Source organism: Enterobacter sp. BNK-8, from assembly GCF_048685095.1.
Classification (GTDB): Bacteria; Pseudomonadota; Gammaproteobacteria; order Enterobacterales; family Enterobacteriaceae; genus Enterobacter; species Enterobacter quasiroggenkampii.
Genome location: NZ_JBLQTN010000001.1, coordinates 772,916 through 791,559, shown reverse-complemented (window position 1 = coordinate 791,559; position 18,644 = coordinate 772,916). Strand labels below are relative to the sequence as shown.

The following is an 18,644-nucleotide window of genomic DNA, read 5'->3' as shown; positions in this document are numbered from 1 at the left end:
CTGTCCTTATGTTGAGTCACAAAATCTGGCTGAGATGGAGCTGGCCCATCAGCAGCGGGTTATCGCTGTAGTCAACGGGAATGGCCACCACGGCCGGGCCATCCACATCCATTGCCGCACGCAGCGTGGGTTCGAGCGCGTCGGCGCTCTCCACGGCAAAGCCTTTCGCGCCAAAGGCGTCGGCATAGACTTTGAAATCGACCGGGCCGAACTCGACGCCGGAAAGACGCTGGTATTTTTTCTCTTCCTGAATGGCAACCATGTTGTAGCCGTTATCCACCCAGATGATGTGCAGCACGTTAGCGTTGAGGCGCACCGCGGTTTCCAGCTCCATGCTCGACTGCAGGAAGCCGCCATCACCGGAGACCGACACCACCTTGCGGCTCGGGTTGACCAGCCACGCGCCAATGGCCCACGGCAGCGCGACGCCCATGGTCTGCTGACCGTTGGAGATCATCACCTGACGCGCCCGGAAGCTGTAGAGGTAGCGGGCGATCCAGATGTGGAAGCTGCCCATATCCACGGTGAGCGTCACGTCGTTATTGACGATGTCCTGCATGGCCCGCACGATGCGCAGCGGATGCAGGGCAAACTGATTAAGCGAGGCGCCGCGACGATCGAGCAGATCGCGCTGATGCTGGCGATCGACCAGAATTTCGGAGGCCCGCTGGCTCAGCTCAAGCTTGTGGTCGATACGGTTAGCGAGCTGATTCAGCGTTTCGGCGATGTCCCCCACCAGCTCCAGATCCGGCACGTAGTTACGTTCTTCATAGGCTGGCAGCACATCGATGTGCACCAGCGTGGCGTCGCCGCTGTTCCACATGGACGGCTCGTACTCCACCGGGCTGTAGCCGATGCAGATAATCAGATCCGCCAGATGGAGCAGCCGGTCACCCGCCTGGTTATTGAACAGACCGACGCGCCCGGCGAAGCGGGTGAAGTGCTCCTGATTCACCGCCCCGGCGGCCTGATAGGTGCTGGTGACCGGAATACGGCTTTTCTCCAGCAGCTTGCGCAGCGCCGCGCTGTTGGCGGGCTGGCTCGCCATCAGCCCCAGCAGGATGACTGGATTTTTGGCCTTTTCGATAAGCTTCGCCACGTCGTTGATGGCGGATTCCGGTGCCGGCCCCATCAGCGCGGGACCGCTGGCGGGTAAAATCGCCCCCGTGGCGGGCTGATCGACAATATCCTGCGGCAGGCTGACGAAGGCGCCCCCCGGCCTGCCGTGCTCGGCGGCGCGAAACGCGTTGGAAACCACCTCCGCAATCGCGTCCGGCGCACTCACCTCCACGGCGTATTTGGTGACCGGGCTGAACATGGCGACGGTGTCCATGCTCTGGTGCACCAGCTTGGCTTTATCCGCCCGCTTCACTGCCCCGCCCAGCGCCACCACCGGGTCGCCTTCGCTGTTGGCGGTGGCAATGCCGGTGATCAGGTTGGAACAGCCGGGCCCGGAGGTCACCAGCGCCACCCCGGCCTTGCCAGTCAGACGCCCTACCGCCGCCGCCATAAACGCCGCGTTGGCTTCGTGACGCACCGGAATGATCTCGATAGAGGAGTCCAGCAGGGAGTCAAAGACTTTGTCGATTTTCGCCCCCGGGATCCCGAACACCTGCTTCACGCACTGCGCTTCCAGCTGGCCGACAACCAAATCGGCGCCGTGCGCCCACTGACGTGACTGTTTCTCACTGTTCACGGTAGTTCTCCTGTTAGTTTTCGACGGCACGGATCGCCGCATCCAGATTGCTGGGGTGAAGGTTGGCCTGTAAAAACGCGCTGTCGGCGGGCAGGTCGATCATCAACTTGTGAATTTCACCGAAGGTGAGCACGCCGCTCTCCAGCTGGTAGTCGAGCAGATGCCCCCCGCCCTGACGGTCGTCGGTAATGAAATGTTCGTGGTAGCCCGCCACGTTGATGCCCTGCATATGCTGCGGCGTGCGGAACCCGACCAGCACCCCTTCACGCTGGTTAAAGCGGAACACCGGCTGGTCGTCCAGCACGTCGGTCATCGCGCGGTACGGCGGCTTCTGGCGCGGTACTGTGCGGGTGTGGGCATGGCGGAAGTTGCCGTCAATGCGCAACGCGCAGAACAGGTTATCGGAGGGGATCTGCTGGTCGATCGCGTCGTGGATCTGCTGACGGCTGACCGGCGCATTGAAGGTGATCCGATACTGCGGCTGGAACCAGGTCATCACCGCGAACGGCGTTTTTTGCTCCGGCTTCGCGGCCCGGGCGCTGCCGTCGGCGCGCAGCTGGTACACCTGGCTGCTGAAGGCGATCATTTCACCGTCCAGCTCGTTGAAGGTGCCCAGACCAAAATCACCGTGTGCCAGCAGATCGGCGATGGTGGTCTCTCCTTCATACACGCCGCTTAGCAGGGCGCTCATTAGCGATGTCTGATAGATCACGCTGTCAGGATGCTGGGCAGAGAACCCGCGCAGGGTCTCGCACAGACTGGCTTCACAGTCGCAGGCAGATGAATGCACCATCATGCTCGTCCTCTTCAACTTTATTTAGAAAGGTTAAATAAATGTTGACCCGATTCAGCAGAGAGTTCCAATATAGAAACCATGCTGGTTTGAGACGTTTTAGATATGGAACTTCGTTATCTGCGGTATTTTGTCGCGGTAGCACGCGAGCGACACTTCACCAGGGCGGCCGAAGCGCTGGGTATTTCACAGCCTCCTCTGAGTCAGCAGATCAAACGGCTCGAAGAGGAAGTGGGCACGCCGCTGTTCAGGCGCCTGACGCGGGGCGTGGAGCTGACCGAAGCGGGAGAAGCCTTCTACGAGGACGCCTGCAAGATCCTGGCGCTGAGCGATGCCGCGCTGGAGAAAGCCCGCGGCATCGCGCGCGGGCTGAACGGCAACCTGTCGATTGGCATCACCAGCTCCGACGCTTTTCATCCCAAAATCTTTGCCCTGATTCGCCAGTTTCAGGTGCAGAACATGGCGGTGCAGGTTCACCAGGTGGAAGCCAATATGTCGTCGCTGACGACGATGCTGGCAGAGGGCGAACTGGATATCGCCTTCGTGCGCCTACCGTGCGAGAGCAGCAAGGCGTTCGAGTTAAAAATCCTCGACCGGGAGCCGATGGTGGTGGCGCTGCATCGCGATCATCCGCTGGCGGCGTGCGATTCGCTGGCGTTAGAGCAGCTTCGGGATACGCCGGTGGTGCTGTTCCCGCAGGAGGTCGCGCCGGGCCTGTACGACCGGGTTCACGGCTGCTGCGAGCGGGCCGGGATTGACGTGCAGCACGCGCTGCAGTCGTCGCAGCTTTCCTCCTCCCTGAGCATGGTTTCCGCAGGCGGCGGGTTCGCGCTGGTGCCGAAATCCATGGCGGCTATATCTCCGCCGAATGTCACCTATCACACGCTGAGTTCACCGGAGCTTTATACCGACATCGCGCTCTGCTGGCGCCATTTTGAACGCTCGCGGACGGTGAAGCGGTTTTTGACGATGCTGAGCGAGGGGTGACGGCAGCGCGCAGTGCCCGGCGGCGCTGCGCTTGCGCGGGCCTACGGTTCGTGTCGCTTTTCTTTTGTAGGCCGGGTAAGGCGTAGCCGCCACCCGGCAATACCAGTCTCCGGCGTTAACTCCAGATATCGTTCTCTGCTATGGCTTAAGAGGACAATTTTGGCGTTCAGGATGGTTTCGCACGTCTGATACCCCTGTTCAGTTCCCCGTTGACTTATTTACGCTGTGTTTTCATCATCCGTTTCCGGGACAACGCGAGTCCGTTCAGTCTGCGAAGATCGAACGTCACTTGACAACAGCGGCGCTAACCTTAAACAGCGGGACTATTTGCTATGAATCCAAGGGAAAATATTGTCAGTACATTCAGTGAGTTGTCTGCGGAATTACAGCGTGCTGCCGAGTTCTCGCTACAGAATACCAATCAACTGGTCGTGCTATCGATGCGTGCCTTCGCCAGTGAAGCCGGTGTAAAACCCGCTACGCTGCTGCGGCTCGCGCAACGATTAGGCTACAACGGCTGGGGTGAACTCAAGGACGCATTCATCGATGAACTCGGGCTGCGCAATGATACATATGTATCCAAAGCCGAGAAGCTGATTGCCAAAGGCACTCAGCCGCAGCTGTATGAAGAGGTGTTTCAGGCGCATCAGGCCAATTTGGCTTTCACACAGCATGAGAACCATCAGGCCATGGAGCAGGCCGTATCGCTGCTGGACGCGGCTGAGAATGTCTATATTTGCGGCTTCCGGGCCAGCTTTCCTATCGCCTGGTCGCTGTTTTATGTCTATAGACTGTTCAATCGGCAGGCGTCGTTAATTGATGGTCTGGCAAGCAACATCGAGGTGTTCACCCGCGAATTAACAGCACAAGATTGCCTGTTACTCACCAGTTTTGCCCCCTATTCCCGTGAGTCGCTCGATGTCCTGCGCGCGGCCCAGCAGGCAGGCGCGACGATCGTTGCCATCACGGATTCTCCCGTCTCGCCATTAGCCCAGGCTGCCGATTGCACGCTGCTGTTCTCTATCGACAGCCCGTCGTTTTTCCCCTCCGTGGTGTCCGGCATGGGGCTGGCAGAGTGTTTACTGGCGATGCTGGTCGCGCGCCATGGTCGAGATGCAGTGAATAAAATCGAAAATGCTGAACGCTATCTTATTAACTCTGGTGCCTATGTGGTGCCCGGGAAACCCTGAAAAATAATTCATTTGCATCCGGCATAAGAAAACAGAATACATTTGAATCAAAATGGAATTGACGTGATACAAATGAATCCTGCATGATGCGCTTCATTAGCACAGCGCATTCAGGAGCAGGACCAGCATGACCCATATCATTCACCGCAGTCTACGCAGCACGCCCGCCGTGGCGGTACGCGCCCAGGGGGCGTACATTTTTGATGCACAGGGAAAACAGTATCTGGATGCCTGCGGTGGCGCCGCCGTTTCCTGTTTAGGCCACGCGCATCCTGACGTGTTGGCTGCGATGCATCGCCAGATCGATCAACTGGCCTATGCCCATACCAGTTTTTTTACCAGCGACACCGTTGAGCAGCTTGCTGAACAGCTGACGCGCACGGCGCCTGGCGATCTTAACTATGCCTATTTCGTTTCGGGCGGTTCGGAAGCGGTCGAAACCGCGCTCAAGCTGGCGCGCCAGTATTTTGTTGAGATCGGCCAGCCGTCGCGCACCAAATTTATCGCCCGCAAGCAGAGCTATCATGGCAATACCCTTGGCGCGCTCGCGGTGGGAGGCAACGAATGGCGCCGCCGCCAGTTTGCTCCCTTGTTGATCGACGTGATCCGCGTTTCGGCCTGCAATGAGTATCGCGACCGCCGCGCTGACGAAACCCAGCAGCAATACACCACGCGTCTGCTCAACGAGCTGGAGCACGCCATTATTGAGGCCGGTCCCGACACCATTATTGGTTTCTGCGCAGAAACCGTGGTGGGGGCCACCACCGGCGCCACCCCGCCTACCCCGGGCTATCTAAAAGGTGTACGCAACCTGTGTGATAAATACGGCATCCTCTACATCGCGGATGAAGTCATGTGCGGCATGGGACGCACCGGCACATTGCATGCGTTTGAACAGGATGATGTGGTGCCGGATTTGGTGACCATCGCGAAAGGGCTGGGGGGCGGCTATCAGCCGATTGGAGCAGTATTAGCGAGCGAGAAAATTGTCTCAGCCCTGCAGGCCGGTAGCGGTCTGTTTCAGCACGGGCACACCTACATTTGCCACGCGACCGCCGCGTCCGCAGCCCTGGCCGTGCAGCAGGTGATTGCACGTGACAATTTGCTGCAGGCGGTCAGGCAACAGGGGGATTACCTGCACAGCGCATTGCGTGAAGTGCTGGGGGAATTACCGCACGTCGGTGATACGCGTGGACGCGGCTTGTTTGCGGGCGTTGAGCTGGTACGCGATAAAGAGAGCAAAGCCCCCTTCGATCCTGCCCTGAAGCTGCATGCAGCCATCAAAGCAAACTGTATGTCACGTGGGCTGATGGTCTATCCAATGGGTGGAACCATTGACGGGCAGTATGGCGACCATATCCTGATCGCACCACCGTTTATTGTCACGCCTGGCCAGCTCGACTTTGTGGTAGACACGCTGAACACCGTGATTCGCGAAGAGACCAGCAAATTATGATCAATCGTTTACCGACGCTGGCGGAGCATGAGTGGGACGACCAGCAGCGCGCGTTGGCCGAAGAGATAATCAACGGGCCCCGCGGTGCGCTGCTGCCACCTTTCGAGCCGCTGCTGCGCAGCCCAGAGCTTATGGCGCATGCACAACGCATGGGGGAATACCTGCGTTATCGCAGCGCACTGGGGCAGCGCCTGTCTGAACTGGCGATTTTGATGACCGCGCGTCATTGGTCGCAGCCTGTGGAGTGGGCGATTCATGCGCCGATAGCGCGCGAGAAAGGTATATCTGCCGCGGCGGTGCAGGCGATTAATGAAAAGCGTCTTCCAGAGGATCTGCTGCCGGATGAAAGGGCGGTCTATCACTTTTGCAAGGAATTGCAGGAGCAGCAGAAGGTCAGCGATGCCACCTGGCAGCACGCTATCGCGCTGTGGGGCGAGAAAGGCGTGGTGGACCTGATCGGCATCAATGGCTATTACAGTTTTCTCTCAATGGTAATGAACGGCGCGCAGACGCCGGTACCCGACACCCGGGATGAGATTATTCCCGCATAAGCTTTCGCTTTAAATTTGGCGCATGAAAGTGCGCCCTGCATATCAACATTTTATTTCCCCACCCCGCCGATGTATTTCGCCGGGTGACATTCATGCACGCTACTTCACTGACGCCGAGGGTTATCATGTCTGGATTATTAACTAAATTAAAAGTTACGTTAGCGCTGGTCGCTTGCTCCGCCAGTTTTGTGGCACAAGCGCAGGATAAATTAACGGTTGGCGTGGATACCGCCTTTGTCCCCTTTGAATTTAAACAAGGCGATAAATACGTCGGCTTTGATATTGATTTGTGGGATGCCATCGCCAAAAAAATGGATGTCAGCTACGAATTACGCCCGATGGACTTCGGGGGACTGATTCCGGGTTTGCAATCACGTAATCTGGATGTCGCCATGGCGGGCATTACGATTACCGACGCGCGTAAACAGGTCGTCGATTTCAGCGACGGTTATTATGATGCTGATTTATTAATGGCAGTGAAAAGCAGCGATAATACCATTACTAAATTCAGCGATTTAGCAGGAAAGAAAGTGGGATTAAAGCAGGGAACGGCGGCGGCCAGCTTTATGAAAAGCAAATATAAGGCGAACTATGTTGAATTCCCGAATATCGACAACGCCTATCTTGATTTGCAGGCAGGTAACCTTGATGCCGTGGTACATGATTCCCCCAACGTGCTCTATTACGTAAAAACGGCGGGTGATGGCAAAGTGAAATCGACCGGCGAGACTGACAGCATTCTGCCGCAGCACTACGGTTTTGCGATGCAGAAGAACAGTAGCCTGACGCCGAAGATCAACGCCGCACTGCAGGCGTTACGTGCGGACGGAACTTACAACAAGATTTACGTGAAGTGGTTTGCTAAACAGCCAAAATAATCCCGCCAGGTCGGAGCGATCCGACCTCGTTGCATCTTAACGGGTAACATATGAATTTCGACAGTAAATATATTTGGGAGTCCCTGCCGCTGCTGTTGCAAGGACTACAGCTGACGCTGATTATTTCATTATCAGGTTTATTGGGTGGTTTTGTTATTGGCCTGCTGGCCGGAACCTGCCGGGCGCTTGGAGGGAAAATATCAAAAACAGTCTCGTTAGTTTTTGTCGAGTTAATCCGCGGAACGCCTATTATGGTGCAAGTGATGTTTATTTACTTCGCACTCCCCATGGTGTTACCGATTCATATCGACCCGGTAACGGCGGCCATTACGACCATTGTGATTAACTCGGGTGCTTATATTGCAGAAATCACCCGTGGAGCGATCCTCTCGATTAATAAAGGTTTTAGAGAGGCCAGCCTGGCAATGGGATTATCCCAGCGCAGCACGCTATGGCATGTCATTATGCCGCTGGCATTACGCCGTATGATCCCTGCGTTGGGTAATCAGTGGATTATCAGTATTAAAGACACCTCGCTGTTTATTGTGATTGGTGTGGCGGAATTGACTCGTCAGGGGCAAGAAATTATTGCCGGTAATTTCCGCGCGCTGGAAGTCTGGACCGCAGTGGCAATGATTTACCTGCTGGTGACGCTGTGCCTGAGTTTCCTGCTGAAGCAACTGGAGAAGAGGATCCATATTTTATGAGCATGGTTGAATTTAGCGCAGTGTCGAAAAATTTCGGCGCCACTCAGGTGCTGCACGACATCAATTTAAAAATTGACGCTGGCGAAGTCGTGGTGATCATCGGCCCTTCCGGTTCGGGCAAATCGACGCTGCTGCGCTGCATTAACAAGCTGGAGGAAATTTCCTCCGGCACGCTGCTGGTAGCGGGAATGCATATTACCGATCCTCACGCTAACGAATGTGATATCCGCCGTGAAGCCGGGATGGTGTTTCAGCAGTTTCATCTGTTCCCCCATCTGACGGCGCTGGAGAATGTGATGTTTGGTCCGGTTCGCGTACGCAAACAGAGCAAAGCCGCCGCGCGGGAACAGGCACTGGCGCTGCTGGACCGCGTTGGCTTACGCGAACGCGCCAGTCACTACCCATCAGAGCTCTCTGGCGGTCAGCAGCAACGCGTGGCCATCGCCAGAGCCCTGGCGGTGAAACCGAAAATGATGCTGTTCGATGAGCCGACCTCAGCGCTGGACCCCGAATTACGGCATGAGGTGCTGAAAGTCATGCGCTCGCTGGCCGAAGAAGGCATGACCATGATGATTGTGACCCATGAAATCGGCTTCGCCCGCGATGTGGCATCCCGGCTCATTTTTATTGATGGCGGTACCATTGCCGAAGATGGTCCACCTGATATGCTGCTGAATAGCAGTCGCAATCCCCGCCTGAAAGAATTTTTGCAACACGTATCCTGAACAGAAGTGAATGATAACACTATGAAAAAAATCGACATTCGTGGTTCCGCTTTTGCAGTAGGTCAGGCGCTTGGCGCGTTCGGACGCGAGGCCTGGCATGCAAAACTGACGCAAACGGCATTGTGGCAAACCGTTACCGCCATGAAAGACGCAGAACAGACCCGGAGCATGCGCTCGCGGGTCCAGTCTCAGTATCCCCTGATCTGGCAGGAGCTGGAGGGATTGGCCGAGGGTCTGGATGCACCGTTTGATGAGGTGTTTGCCTGGAACTGCCGCGGCGATCTGGTGCGCTCAACCTCTGATGGCTGCACCACGGTAGCGGGAAGCACCGCGGAGGGAGAGCTGATTATCGCGCATAATGAAGACGGTTTCCCGCAGCTTCGCAATGACTGCGCCATCGTCAGCATCACTCCGGATGATAGCCTGGCGTTCACCAGTTTCGCTTATCCGGGATCAATTTGCGGACACACCTTCGCCGTAAACGAAAAGGGCGTGGTGAATACGGTGAATAACATACGCGCTTTGCACCGTCCGGACGGCATGCCGCGCCAGATACTTGCCCGCGCTGCGCTGAATGCCGCCAGCCTGGATGAAGCTATCACTATACTGACCTCATCACCACGCGCCGGAGCCTTTCATCATACGCTGGGACAAATGGGAGACAGCCGGCTGTTTAGCGTGGAGGCGACGGGAACAGGCTGTTCCGTCACGCCGCTGCGGGACGTTTTCGCCCATGCTAATCACCTTATCCACCCTCAGCTTGATGCGGTTGAGCAGGTGATCACTGACAGCTCCCGGTCACGCCAGCAGCGGCTTAACGCCTGGCTGGAGACGCAATCTCACCTTGATGGTGCAGCGGTTCTGGGGATTCTTTCAGACCAGCATGATCCTGCGCTCCCGATTTATCGTCTCTCGCCACACGACCCGGATGAAGAGAACACGCTGGCCACGGCCATTTTTACCCTGAGTACGTCGCAGATAAAATGGCAGATATTCACACACGATCGGCAAAAACCCGTTTTACAGCAGGAATGCCCGGCGGCGCTGCGCTAGCGCGGGCCTACAGGGCTGTGATTTTTGTAGGCCGGGTCAGGCGTAGCCGCCACCCGGCAATGCCCTTCTGGAAGCCGCCTCGCAAACCTGTAAGCAACCTTATGTAATTCAGGGGCATCCCCTTTCCTTCCTTTTTTCACCGCCGTAAAGTGCCTGCGTTGCGGCACATCCGTAACCGGGCGTAGGAACCCGTTAGCATAACATGACATTTTTTGGACAAAGAGGATGCTAAATGGCGACTACCCCTGAATTTTCCAACGCGCTTTCTGAGGAAAGCGCTGTTCATCAGCTCATCACCCACCCCATTTCCGATTCTGCGGATCTCTTCGAACTGGCCGATGCCTGCGCCGCTTACGTAAGCGTACTGGTGGAAACTGACGATGCAGTGACGTTTGCCGCGCTTTGCAAGCAATTGCTGGCTGCGCTCAAACGGCTGCGAGAGTGCTGTGACTCGGAACTTCCGCCGTATCTGGTTGAACAGCTTATTGCGGGGGAAAAGATTGCTTCCTGCGTGCCGGACTGCTGGCAAGAGACGACGTTGCAAGTGGATTATGCCGTAGCGTTAACGCTGGCGGTGATGGGCGGGACGCTCTCTGTAAACGTGGCGAAAGAACTGACCGGGCTGCTGCATGATATGGTCTGGCTGCTGGCGGAGTTTGTGAAGGAGCCTTATATCACGGCGCACTGAGTCGGGTGATGGAAGGCCGGAATTCTGCAGGATAAAAAGCAGGGCTTTGGCCTTACTAAAAGAATAGCGTTGTTTGTTGAATGTCCGTTAGGAGCGAACAGCGGACATAATTTCTCGCAAGCCGATTGCGGTGCGTTAGATTACATGCATAACGATAAGCTAAACAAATTAGGATAGAATGTTCTTGTATAGGGACACAATTCGAACTGTTTGACGAGCTAAAATTAAAGTATTCATGAGTAGACGACTTAACAGAGACTATCGAACCAAAATCAGAAATATTCCCCGACGCATCAAAGCTCTTAACCGTTGGGCTAGTACTTTTCACAACCCTGAACGTAGCATTTTCTCAGAAGATGAGCATTACTGGAATTTTAAAATTCCAGTAGACATTAATATCGTTGAGGGGAAATGTAGCACGCTTAAAACCAAAGCGGCTTGTGCGCAAGCTTTGATTAATGCATGTTCAAACCTCATAACGGCTACTGCTGGTATGAATTACAGTCCTCGAATTACCGCTGTCGTATGTCTTCCTGATATGTTTACAAGTGAGGTCTGTCTTTATCGTTCTGAAGAATATTTTCAAGGCTTTATAGCTGAAGATCTTTCTGAAAATGGTGCTTCAGCTTTGATCAAAGATCGTAGCCTTGCAGCTGAGTGGGGGCTCGTTCTTCCTACTAACATACAGGAAATCGGTATCACTCTCGAATATTATGGAAGTGAGGACCGTGATGAGTGGTTTACGGGGGAACGCTGGTATTATGGTCAGGTGACTTGAGGGGGTTGCTTTCATTTGATTAAAAATAAGGCACTTATAAAAAGGGCCACTACTTTTGTCTAACGTCCGCCCTTGGCACGAAGAAGACCGCTTGAAGCGCAGTTAGGTCATCTGTGAGCAAAGAGCTGTCACTGGGTTTACCCTTTCGGTAGAACTTAGCTGGAAGATTTCGATACGACACCAGACCCGCTTAACAACATGCGGATACCGAGGCCTATCATGACAACGCCTGTAAATCGTTCTTGCCATTTGATAAAGCCAGGGTGTTTACTTAGCCAGTTTCCAAATGTCCCTGATGCCATCGCGACTGACCCCAGGGAAATAATTCCTGCCAGCTTCTGGATACTTCCCAGAACAAGCAATTGCAGCCAGACAGGACCCGCAGCAGGATCGACAAACTGAGGAAGAAAAGCAAACATGAACAGCAGGGATTTTGGGTTAGTCAGGCTGTTCAGGGCGCCTTCCTTAACGGCACTCCAGTCAGAAATTTTGGCCGTTTTTCGCAACCGCGTATCTGTGCCTGAAATCGCAATCATTTTTATGCCCAGCCACATCAGATAAGCCGCACCAGCCCACCTTAACAGATCTAGTGCAACCGGCCAGGCATGAACAACGGCTACCAGCCCCAGGACAAGAAAAGAAACCTGCACAAAACCCGCTACAAATACATTACCCAGTACCGTAAACAGTGCAATACGTCTTCCCTGACCGACGCCTCTGGCGATAGTTAGCATCATGTCTGGCCCCGGAGAAATCTCCAGAAGCGTCAGCGCGAGAAGAAAAGTGATAAACGTTTCGATGGAAGGCATCTTGGTTGAGTCCGGATAAATATTTCTGCTACGTTACCTCAGTCCGATTCGAGCCGAAAGTGGAATATACTGCAGCGTCTGCTGCTGGCACAAAGCGGACTCATCTTTCGCACACTTCCATAAGATATTTTTAGTAAAACTAACCTCCACCAGACTCCTTTTCAGCAAACAATCTCTGAATACGCTACGCAAATCAAACAAATACCCAAAACCGAGCCATACCATCCACTTTAATCTCTCACCACCACCTCTTAAAGTATTCGCACTCATTAAATGAGCGCCGTAATCACGGGCATGTAGAAACTGCACTCCCATAGTAGTTTCCACATTGTCAACTCACCAATCACCACCTATAATGTTTCCATCCTGGAAACAAGGGGCATGGATGCACGTAGTCTCAAGAGCGCCTTTCGATACGGCGACCAGACATTTTCCCAATCAAGCACTCGCCCTGGACGATCTTTACCGGGTACTAAAGAAGGAACACTACTCGTCACCAGGCGACATGCGAAAGCGCTTTCCCAGCCTGGACCGGATGAAATACCGGGAAAAATGGTGGGTCATTGATGTAGGTGGCGGACATTTAAGAATAATATTTTTTGCTGATTTTGAGCGGGGAAAGATCTTCATTAAACACATCAGCACGCACGCAGAGTATGACAAGCTCACGGACCACTACCGGAGAACGAAAGAATGAATTATGCAGCAGCCATCAAAGCGGCAAACGAGCTGACTAACGAGCTTCCCTTCCTGGGTTCAAGCCCGTCGCAACAAGATTACGAGGATGCTCTGGCGATGGTGGAACATCTTATTGAGCACGACCCCGATAGCCCGCTGGTAGAGATGCTTACCGCGAAAATCGATAAATACGAAAACGAGTCTCCGGAGTTTGCAGAATTTAACGCGCGTGTTGCCCGCATTCCGTCAGGCGTTGCGTTATTACGAACGTTGATGGATCAGTACCAACTCACTCAGAGCGATTTCGAGAATGAGATTGGTAAGAAGTCTCTGGTGAGTCGGATCCTTAATGGACAGCGCACATTGACCCTGGATCATATGCGGGCGCTGGCGAAGCGTTTCGGTTTGCCTGTGAGTGCGTTTGTGGGGAAGTGATCGCGAGCAGACTCTATGCACCCATTCTGCGATAAAGAGTGGTTCACATAAAAGAACAAAGGAATGCTGATGAAAACGATAGAAGAACTACGAAACGAGCTTCTAAAAATAGGTGAGCAACTTGGGGGAGGCACAAGACCAAATCATTACTTCTTTATCCCTGACCAACCTGATGGGGTTGCAACTCCCTATCTGGAAATTCATGGGAAAGAATATCATTTTATCATCAGTGAAAGGGGTCTTGAAATACAGCGAAAAGTAACGCTCAGTGACGATGAAATTCTTTATTGGTTTGTGGATAGTGCCGTGGCGGGGCTGGCCTCAACCTATGCAGCAAAACATTCATCTGAACGGGAATTCAGAGAGGTTTATTTCAGAAAGGAATACAGTTTAATGCTCTCAATCAAGCCCGAATGGGCAACAAGAAAGCGCAAAGAAATCACTCAGCTTCTCCATTCGCAAAGAAGCGAACATCGTTAACCCAACCGGCTCGTTACATTTACTGCCTATCCCCCTCTCTTTTCCTGGTGATTGCCTGCAGCACGCCATCTGATACTCTGGCTGCACTCAAGGGATGACAAGGAAGAGAAATGCTGAATCCTGGATTCGTAACCCGCAAAGCGCTTGCTCAGTGGCAGGATGTCCCCGCTTTTTTACCTCAGTTCCAGTTTCATGAAAAACACCGAACGGTCATTCATACTGCGCACCCTGAACATATTCTGCCGTTGATTGCCAACTTTGACGTCCGGCAAGACGCTGTGATTCGTCGGTTGATGGCTTTGCGGCAATTACCGCAAAAACTTCTGCGCGTTCAGCAGGCTGACTCAATCAGCAACTTTGGTCTGCACAGTTTTACCCTTTTGAAAGATTCAGCATCGGAGCTTTGCTATGGCTTAAGAGGGCAATTCTGGCGTGCAGATTTCGGTCTGGAAAGCGTGTCGGATGCCAGCGCGTTTCAGACGCCTGCCGTGCCGGGCAGCGCGATACTGTTGCTGCGCTACCAGGTAAAGGAACTGGCACCAGACCAGCATGAACTCAGTACGGAAACGTTCGTCTTTTGCCCGGACAGAAGCACCCGGCTCAGGATGGCGGCTTACTGGCTGGTAATACGGGCGGGCAGCGGCTGGATCCGCAGGAGAACGCTGAAAGCGGTTAGGATGAATATCGAGAAGCTGGACTGAAGTGCAACAGAGAACCTTATGGTGTTCAGTGTTAGCACTTTACTTTAAATATTCGTTTCCGGTCGGGAACTGTCGGGAAGAAATGTTTGAGGAACCGTTATTAGCAAAGCGCGGTCCCTGGTAGGGACTTAGAATGAATATCTGTGCTACGGGAATCTCCCCTTAACACAAATTTACTCGAAAAAGTCACCTGCACAGCATACTTATTTATCAGTCAGTTGCGTTTGTAATAGACTTCGTTTAATCTATTGTAAATTATAAAATACTTCAAAGGTCCATATATGGAATGGGGATGCATAAAGTGTGGGGTCGAAATACCTCAGGACAGAGAGTTTTGCGACAGTTGTGAAGATAAAAAATTCAGGAAAATTGGAGGTTTTCTTTTTTTACCCCTTATAGGATTAGTGGTTACTGCTGCTTCCTATCTTTTTGCAATGACAGATGCATTTAAATTTACGATAGAGAATTATTGGCACCTGACTGCAAATGCAAAAATTTTCTTCATAGTTTCCATGGTTATTTATATTGGTGAATTTCTTTTTACAGTCACTGTTTTTTCATTTTTCCTAAGAAAGAAGAAATCGCTACCAAAGCTTTATATCTTGTTTTTAATATCAATCGTGACGACAATGTCATTTAATGCCTACTTGCTTTACATATTAATTCCTGGCGCTGAGATTGGCTATAATGAACTTGTACCTATTTTTAGAAACGTGATTTCGGCTTTAATTTGGATTCCCTATTTCATAACCTCTGTTCGTGTAAAAAGAACGTTTATCCGTTAAAAAGCACGAGTGGTTTCATCATATGATACCTGTGCATGCAGAGCTCTATTGTTCAACGTCCCGACATCAAAACTGAGCGGAGGTTATCGCCCTCCGCTCATGATAGGGAAAGGGCAGAAAAGCGGGCAAGGTCCGCTTTAAGCAAAGAAAGGACATACCTCAATAACTGAAACTATATCCATCTAAGCAAACTGCATGGGGAGGCTTATCACTCTGGTAAGTAAATATCAGTGTTTTTAATGCTTTCATACCACTCCATAGCTTTTGCATAATCTTGCGGCACTCCTTTCCCGTAGTAATAAAGATTTCCAATATTTTTTTTAGCATTGGCATTACCGTTACTGGCCGCTTTAAGATACCACTTCATAGCCTGAGCATAATCTTGCGGTATACCCTCTGCTTTTTCATACATGACGCCAATGTTATTTTGAGCTTCAGCATGGTTTTGTTGTGCGGCTTTTAAATACCACTCCATCGCTTTTGAATAATCTTTTTTAACCCCTTGCCCAGAAACATAACAAAATGCCACATTATTTTGGGCTTGAGCATAATTTCGAAGAGCTGATTTCATATAAAATTCAAAAGCTTTATGGTAATCCGCCTCAACACCTAGTCCTTTCGCGTACATAACGCCCATTTTATTTTGCAGTTCAGGACTTATATCACCCTGGTTATTTTTCTTGACAGTGCAAGAAGTTAACACCAGAGTAATAAAAAGCATGCAAGTTATTTTTCCCATTTCTCGTTCCATTTAGGTTTAAATCAACTTACTCATTCAATAAAAATCATTTATATAAAATCAAGGAGGAAGCAAATCGTCGCTCTGCATGTCGGTTAATTGATGTTGTAAATCCAGGCAAAGTGCCCAGTGCTTTTCAACAGGCACAGTAACCCGCGAACGATTTTCTATAGACAACTGCTGTTCGGTCCAGAGAAAAGGATAGAAAGAATAAACCAGGTCACAATTCATTGAGGCCGTTTCTTCGCGCCAACCTGTCCAACGTACGTTTTTATAGAATAAATCCAAATCTCCGCAAAGCGCCCAATGCAGAAAACCCGAATAGTTGGTATCGAGGCTCTCCCATTCAAGAGTATCCGGTGCAAGATAATATATTCCACCGAGATCTTTACCTAATCCGCCCCCGTTAAGTGCAAAAAAACCTCCGGATGCATCATCAGCAATTAATAATGCCTGAAATGTCAGTTCAGCTGTTAACAAATGCGTCCATGAAGCTAGAGTTCTTGACAGCCTGGTGTGACCAGACCCTAAAATTCGCAACCAACCATTATCTATGAGTATTCCTCCCGTTTCATATAAAATAGCACCAAGCGGAGAGAAAGTTGTTATCTGAAGCTGATGTAAATCAGCGCGTGCTTGCGCCAGGTTACAAGGTAAGACTTCATAGCTATTGATTGCTTCTTGCAGCCATTGTTTCACTGAATGCCAGCCAGATCTCTTCTGATCGATTAATTCAGCTAGTTCCCTCATCCTTTATCCTCATTCAAACTACGCTATTTTACATCATTAATCGGACGCTCAACCGATAACATGAGCATGAAATCAGAGAATCTGGTCGGCAACGACCGCAATCAGCGAGCAGCGCACGTTCGCAACTCTCTCAACTACATGACTAACATTGAGGTGTTGTAATCAATAGAGAGCAGGCTATATTCATTTTAGCTGCTTAAAGAAATAAGGTGAGCGAGAAGCGGATCTACTCTCTTCAAGCAATGTTCGTCTCGGGCAAATCAATGATAACCAGTATTCCAAAACTGCCTGTTTCTACAGTATGAGGAATACCCGCTTTGGCTACATAAAGCTGACCAGACGATACAGAGATTTTTTTACCATTCACACTCAGCTCCAGACGTCCATCAATGACCAGCAACCCCTCGTCATACTCATGTACCTCTTCAATGACTGAGCGCTCATCCATGCGTAAAACTTTGAGGTTAGCTGTGCCAATGCGGCCTAATACATGGGAGTGCCAGGCCTCCGGTAATGCATACGCTTCAGTTCTGAGGTCATAAAGCGACATAACGTCATTCCTTTTACTATTCGTGTAATGCTCTTATGCCATATAAGTTCCCTGACGTTATAGAACAAATATGGAAAAAGAAGTCGAATTCGTCGCTATACCCTTCCTCAATACACTCTTATTTTATGAAGGATAAGATGCAGCAATCTGACCTGAGCGAACCCTGCTAATCAACAGGCCGATGGGTTAATCGCGTTAGCTTATGGCACAAAGTGGACATTTACATTCCCATCTATCATCTTCCTTCTCTTTCGCCCCACAGCCACGCTTGCCCATTACTTTGCCGAACGGAAAAACAGCGGCCGTTAACCCGGCCCCTCGCTCCCCGCCGCCAGCAGCGGCACCACCACGTCGCTGATGGGCACCGCAATCCCGTGTTCGCGGCCGTAGCGCTGGATCACGCCGTTGCGGATATCCCACTCCATCGGGCGATCCGCCTGACGGTCAGCGAGAATCGACGTACCCAAATCCACTGGCGCGCGCTGAAAGTTCGCCAGAATCTCCTGCGCCACGTCATCGGCCAGCTTCGCCCCTTCGGCGCGGGCGACGGCAAGCCCTTCCCGCAGGTAGGCCAGCGCAAGGTCGCTGATATCCTCGCGCCTGAACATCCCGGCACGGCGGTTAGCGAGCACCATCAGCCCGGCGACCGCATTTTGCAGCAGCTTGCGCCAGGCGACGGTGGGGAAATCAGCCGAGAGTTCAACTTCACAGCGCGTACCGCGAAGCGCCTCGACCACCCGCTGCGCCTGAGGCTCGTCCGGCAGCGTCAGGCGCGGCTTCGCCCGTAGCCAGACGGAGGCATCCGGCTCGCGCTGCGCCGGGAACCAGACCACCGACGGCAGCACAGTCGCGCCACTGACCAAAGGCTCAAGCTGAGCCTTCTGCTCTACGCCATTTTGCAGGGCACACACCACCGTATTTTCATCGCACAGTGCGCGCAGCCACCCGGCGCTGTCGGCATTTTGCGTCGTTTTCACCGCGATAAACACGAGGTCGACGGGGCGCGTGATGGCCGCCGGATCGGTTAATACCGGACCGGGCACCACCGTTTCCCCCTCATCGTGACGCAGGCGTAATTCCGGATGCGCGGTGCGTCCGCAGAGCAGCGGCGTGCGGCCCGCGTCATGCAGTACCGCGGCAACGGTGGTGCCAATCGCACCGGGACCAATCAGCGCAATGGTTGGATAGTCAGACATGAGTCACTCCCTTTTTGCT

At 52.5% G+C, this 18,644-nt stretch carries 22 protein-coding genes; 15 read left to right on the top strand and 7 right to left on the bottom strand.

What is annotated here, in order from left to right; all coding sequences use genetic code 11:
• Positions 1-16: 16 nt before the first annotated feature.
• Both alsS and budA read right to left on the bottom strand, forming a co-directional pair.
• Positions 17-1,738, bottom strand: a complete 1,722-nt coding sequence (gene alsS, locus ACMGGU_RS03770) for an acetolactate synthase AlsS (RefSeq protein ID WP_420300261.1) — start codon at positions 1,736-1,738, stop codon at positions 17-19.
• Positions 1,710-2,489, bottom strand: coding sequence for an acetolactate decarboxylase (budA, locus tag ACMGGU_RS03765; RefSeq protein ID WP_086374961.1), 780 nt, complete (start codon positions 2,487-2,489; stop codon positions 1,710-1,712). Before budA ends, alsS begins: the two co-directional genes overlap by 29 nt.
• Positions 2,490-2,594: 105 nt before the next feature.
• On the opposite strand from budA, the gene ACMGGU_RS03760 reads away from it, so the two are divergent.
• The 10 genes from ACMGGU_RS03760 to ACMGGU_RS03715 all read left to right on the top strand — a co-directional run bounded on the left by ACMGGU_RS03760 (position 2,595) and on the right by ACMGGU_RS03715 (position 11,502).
• A complete protein-coding gene (locus ACMGGU_RS03760; RefSeq protein WP_420300260.1) occupies positions 2,595-3,476 on the top strand; it encodes a LysR family transcriptional regulator in 882 nt (293 codons plus the stop codon).
• Between the two features lie 332 nt (positions 3,477-3,808).
• Entirely contained in the window at positions 3,809-4,666 is an 858-nt protein-coding gene (locus ACMGGU_RS03755; RefSeq protein WP_048026913.1) for a MurR/RpiR family transcriptional regulator, read from the top strand.
• A 127-nt stretch (positions 4,667-4,793) separates the two neighbouring features.
• A complete protein-coding gene (locus ACMGGU_RS03750; protein ID WP_252073946.1) occupies positions 4,794-6,122 on the top strand; it encodes an aspartate aminotransferase family protein in 1,329 nt (442 codons plus the stop codon).
• Complete coding sequence (locus ACMGGU_RS03745) at positions 6,119-6,673, top strand: carboxymuconolactone decarboxylase family protein (RefSeq protein WP_420300259.1); 555 nt, start codon at positions 6,119-6,121, stop codon at positions 6,671-6,673. Before ACMGGU_RS03750 ends, ACMGGU_RS03745 begins: the two co-directional genes overlap by 4 nt.
• Positions 6,674-6,798: 125 nt before the next feature.
• Positions 6,799-7,551, top strand: coding sequence for a glutamine ABC transporter substrate-binding protein GlnH (gene glnH / locus ACMGGU_RS03740; RefSeq protein WP_045909654.1), 753 nt, complete (start codon positions 6,799-6,801; stop codon positions 7,549-7,551).
• Positions 7,552-7,601: 50 nt separating this feature from the next.
• On the top strand, positions 7,602-8,258 hold the full coding sequence (glnP, locus tag ACMGGU_RS03735; RefSeq protein ID WP_024906945.1) for a glutamine ABC transporter permease GlnP: 657 nt from the start codon (positions 7,602-7,604) through the stop codon (positions 8,256-8,258).
• Between the two features lie 2 nt (positions 8,259-8,260).
• Positions 8,261-8,983, top strand: coding sequence for a glutamine ABC transporter ATP-binding protein GlnQ (gene glnQ / locus ACMGGU_RS03730; RefSeq protein ID WP_262796935.1), 723 nt, complete (start codon positions 8,261-8,263; stop codon positions 8,981-8,983).
• A 21-nt stretch (positions 8,984-9,004) separates the two neighbouring features.
• Complete coding sequence (locus tag ACMGGU_RS03725) at positions 9,005-10,036, top strand: C45 family autoproteolytic acyltransferase/hydolase (protein ID WP_252077454.1); 1,032 nt, start codon at positions 9,005-9,007, stop codon at positions 10,034-10,036.
• Positions 10,037-10,268: 232 nt separating this feature from the next.
• Entirely contained in the window at positions 10,269-10,724 is a 456-nt protein-coding gene (locus tag ACMGGU_RS03720) for a hypothetical protein (protein ID WP_420300258.1), read from the top strand.
• A gap of 235 nt (positions 10,725-10,959) precedes the next feature.
• Entirely contained in the window at positions 10,960-11,502 is a 543-nt protein-coding gene (locus ACMGGU_RS03715; protein WP_420300257.1) for a DUF3916 domain-containing protein, read from the top strand.
• Positions 11,503-11,657: 155 nt separating this feature from the next.
• On the opposite strand, the gene ACMGGU_RS03710 is transcribed toward ACMGGU_RS03715, so the two are convergent.
• The gene (locus tag ACMGGU_RS03710) at positions 11,658-12,311 is read right to left on the bottom strand and encodes a LysE family translocator (RefSeq protein WP_248220914.1); all 654 of its coding nucleotides are present in this window, start codon (positions 12,309-12,311) and stop codon (positions 11,658-11,660) included.
• Between the two features lie 385 nt (positions 12,312-12,696).
• Between ACMGGU_RS03710 and ACMGGU_RS03705 the strand changes: the two genes are divergently transcribed.
• The 5 genes from ACMGGU_RS03705 (at position 12,697) to ACMGGU_RS03685 (ending at position 15,390) form a co-directional block, all read left to right on the top strand.
• Positions 12,697-13,008, top strand: coding sequence for a type II toxin-antitoxin system HigB family toxin (locus ACMGGU_RS03705; RefSeq protein ID WP_262796900.1), 312 nt, complete (start codon positions 12,697-12,699; stop codon positions 13,006-13,008).
• Positions 13,005-13,424 (top strand): helix-turn-helix domain-containing protein, encoded by a 420-nt coding sequence (locus ACMGGU_RS03700; RefSeq protein ID WP_262796899.1) that lies wholly within the window; start codon positions 13,005-13,007, stop codon positions 13,422-13,424. The genes ACMGGU_RS03705 and ACMGGU_RS03700 overlap by 4 nt, the downstream gene beginning before the upstream one ends.
• Before the next feature lie 69 nt (positions 13,425-13,493).
• Positions 13,494-13,904 carry an immunity 63 family protein gene (locus ACMGGU_RS03695; protein ID WP_262796898.1) on the top strand — a complete coding sequence of 137 codons (411 nt, stop codon included), beginning with the start codon at positions 13,494-13,496 and terminating at the stop codon, positions 13,902-13,904.
• Between the two features lie 110 nt (positions 13,905-14,014).
• Complete coding sequence (locus ACMGGU_RS03690) at positions 14,015-14,605, top strand: hypothetical protein (protein WP_048026907.1); 591 nt, start codon at positions 14,015-14,017, stop codon at positions 14,603-14,605.
• A 281-nt stretch (positions 14,606-14,886) separates the two neighbouring features.
• On the top strand, positions 14,887-15,390 hold the full coding sequence (locus ACMGGU_RS03685) for a DUF2569 domain-containing protein (protein WP_262796896.1): 504 nt from the start codon (positions 14,887-14,889) through the stop codon (positions 15,388-15,390).
• Between the two features lie 208 nt (positions 15,391-15,598).
• Here the strand turns inward: ACMGGU_RS03685 and ACMGGU_RS03680 are convergent, their stop codons facing one another.
• The 4 genes from ACMGGU_RS03680 to ACMGGU_RS03665 all read right to left on the bottom strand — a co-directional run bounded on the left by ACMGGU_RS03680 (position 15,599) and on the right by ACMGGU_RS03665 (position 18,625).
• Positions 15,599-16,129 (bottom strand): tetratricopeptide repeat protein, encoded by a 531-nt coding sequence (locus ACMGGU_RS03680; RefSeq protein WP_053073527.1) that lies wholly within the window; start codon positions 16,127-16,129, stop codon positions 15,599-15,601.
• A 60-nt stretch (positions 16,130-16,189) separates the two neighbouring features.
• A complete protein-coding gene (locus tag ACMGGU_RS03675) occupies positions 16,190-16,879 on the bottom strand; it encodes a DUF2625 family protein (RefSeq protein ID WP_353142786.1) in 690 nt (229 codons plus the stop codon).
• A 235-nt stretch (positions 16,880-17,114) separates the two neighbouring features.
• Entirely contained in the window at positions 17,115-17,429 is a 315-nt protein-coding gene (locus ACMGGU_RS03670; protein ID WP_048226003.1) for a cupin domain-containing protein, read from the bottom strand.
• A 305-nt stretch (positions 17,430-17,734) separates the two neighbouring features.
• Positions 17,735-18,625 (bottom strand): oxidoreductase, encoded by an 891-nt coding sequence (locus ACMGGU_RS03665; RefSeq protein ID WP_420300256.1) that lies wholly within the window; start codon positions 18,623-18,625, stop codon positions 17,735-17,737.
• Positions 18,626-18,644: the final 19 nt, after the last annotated feature.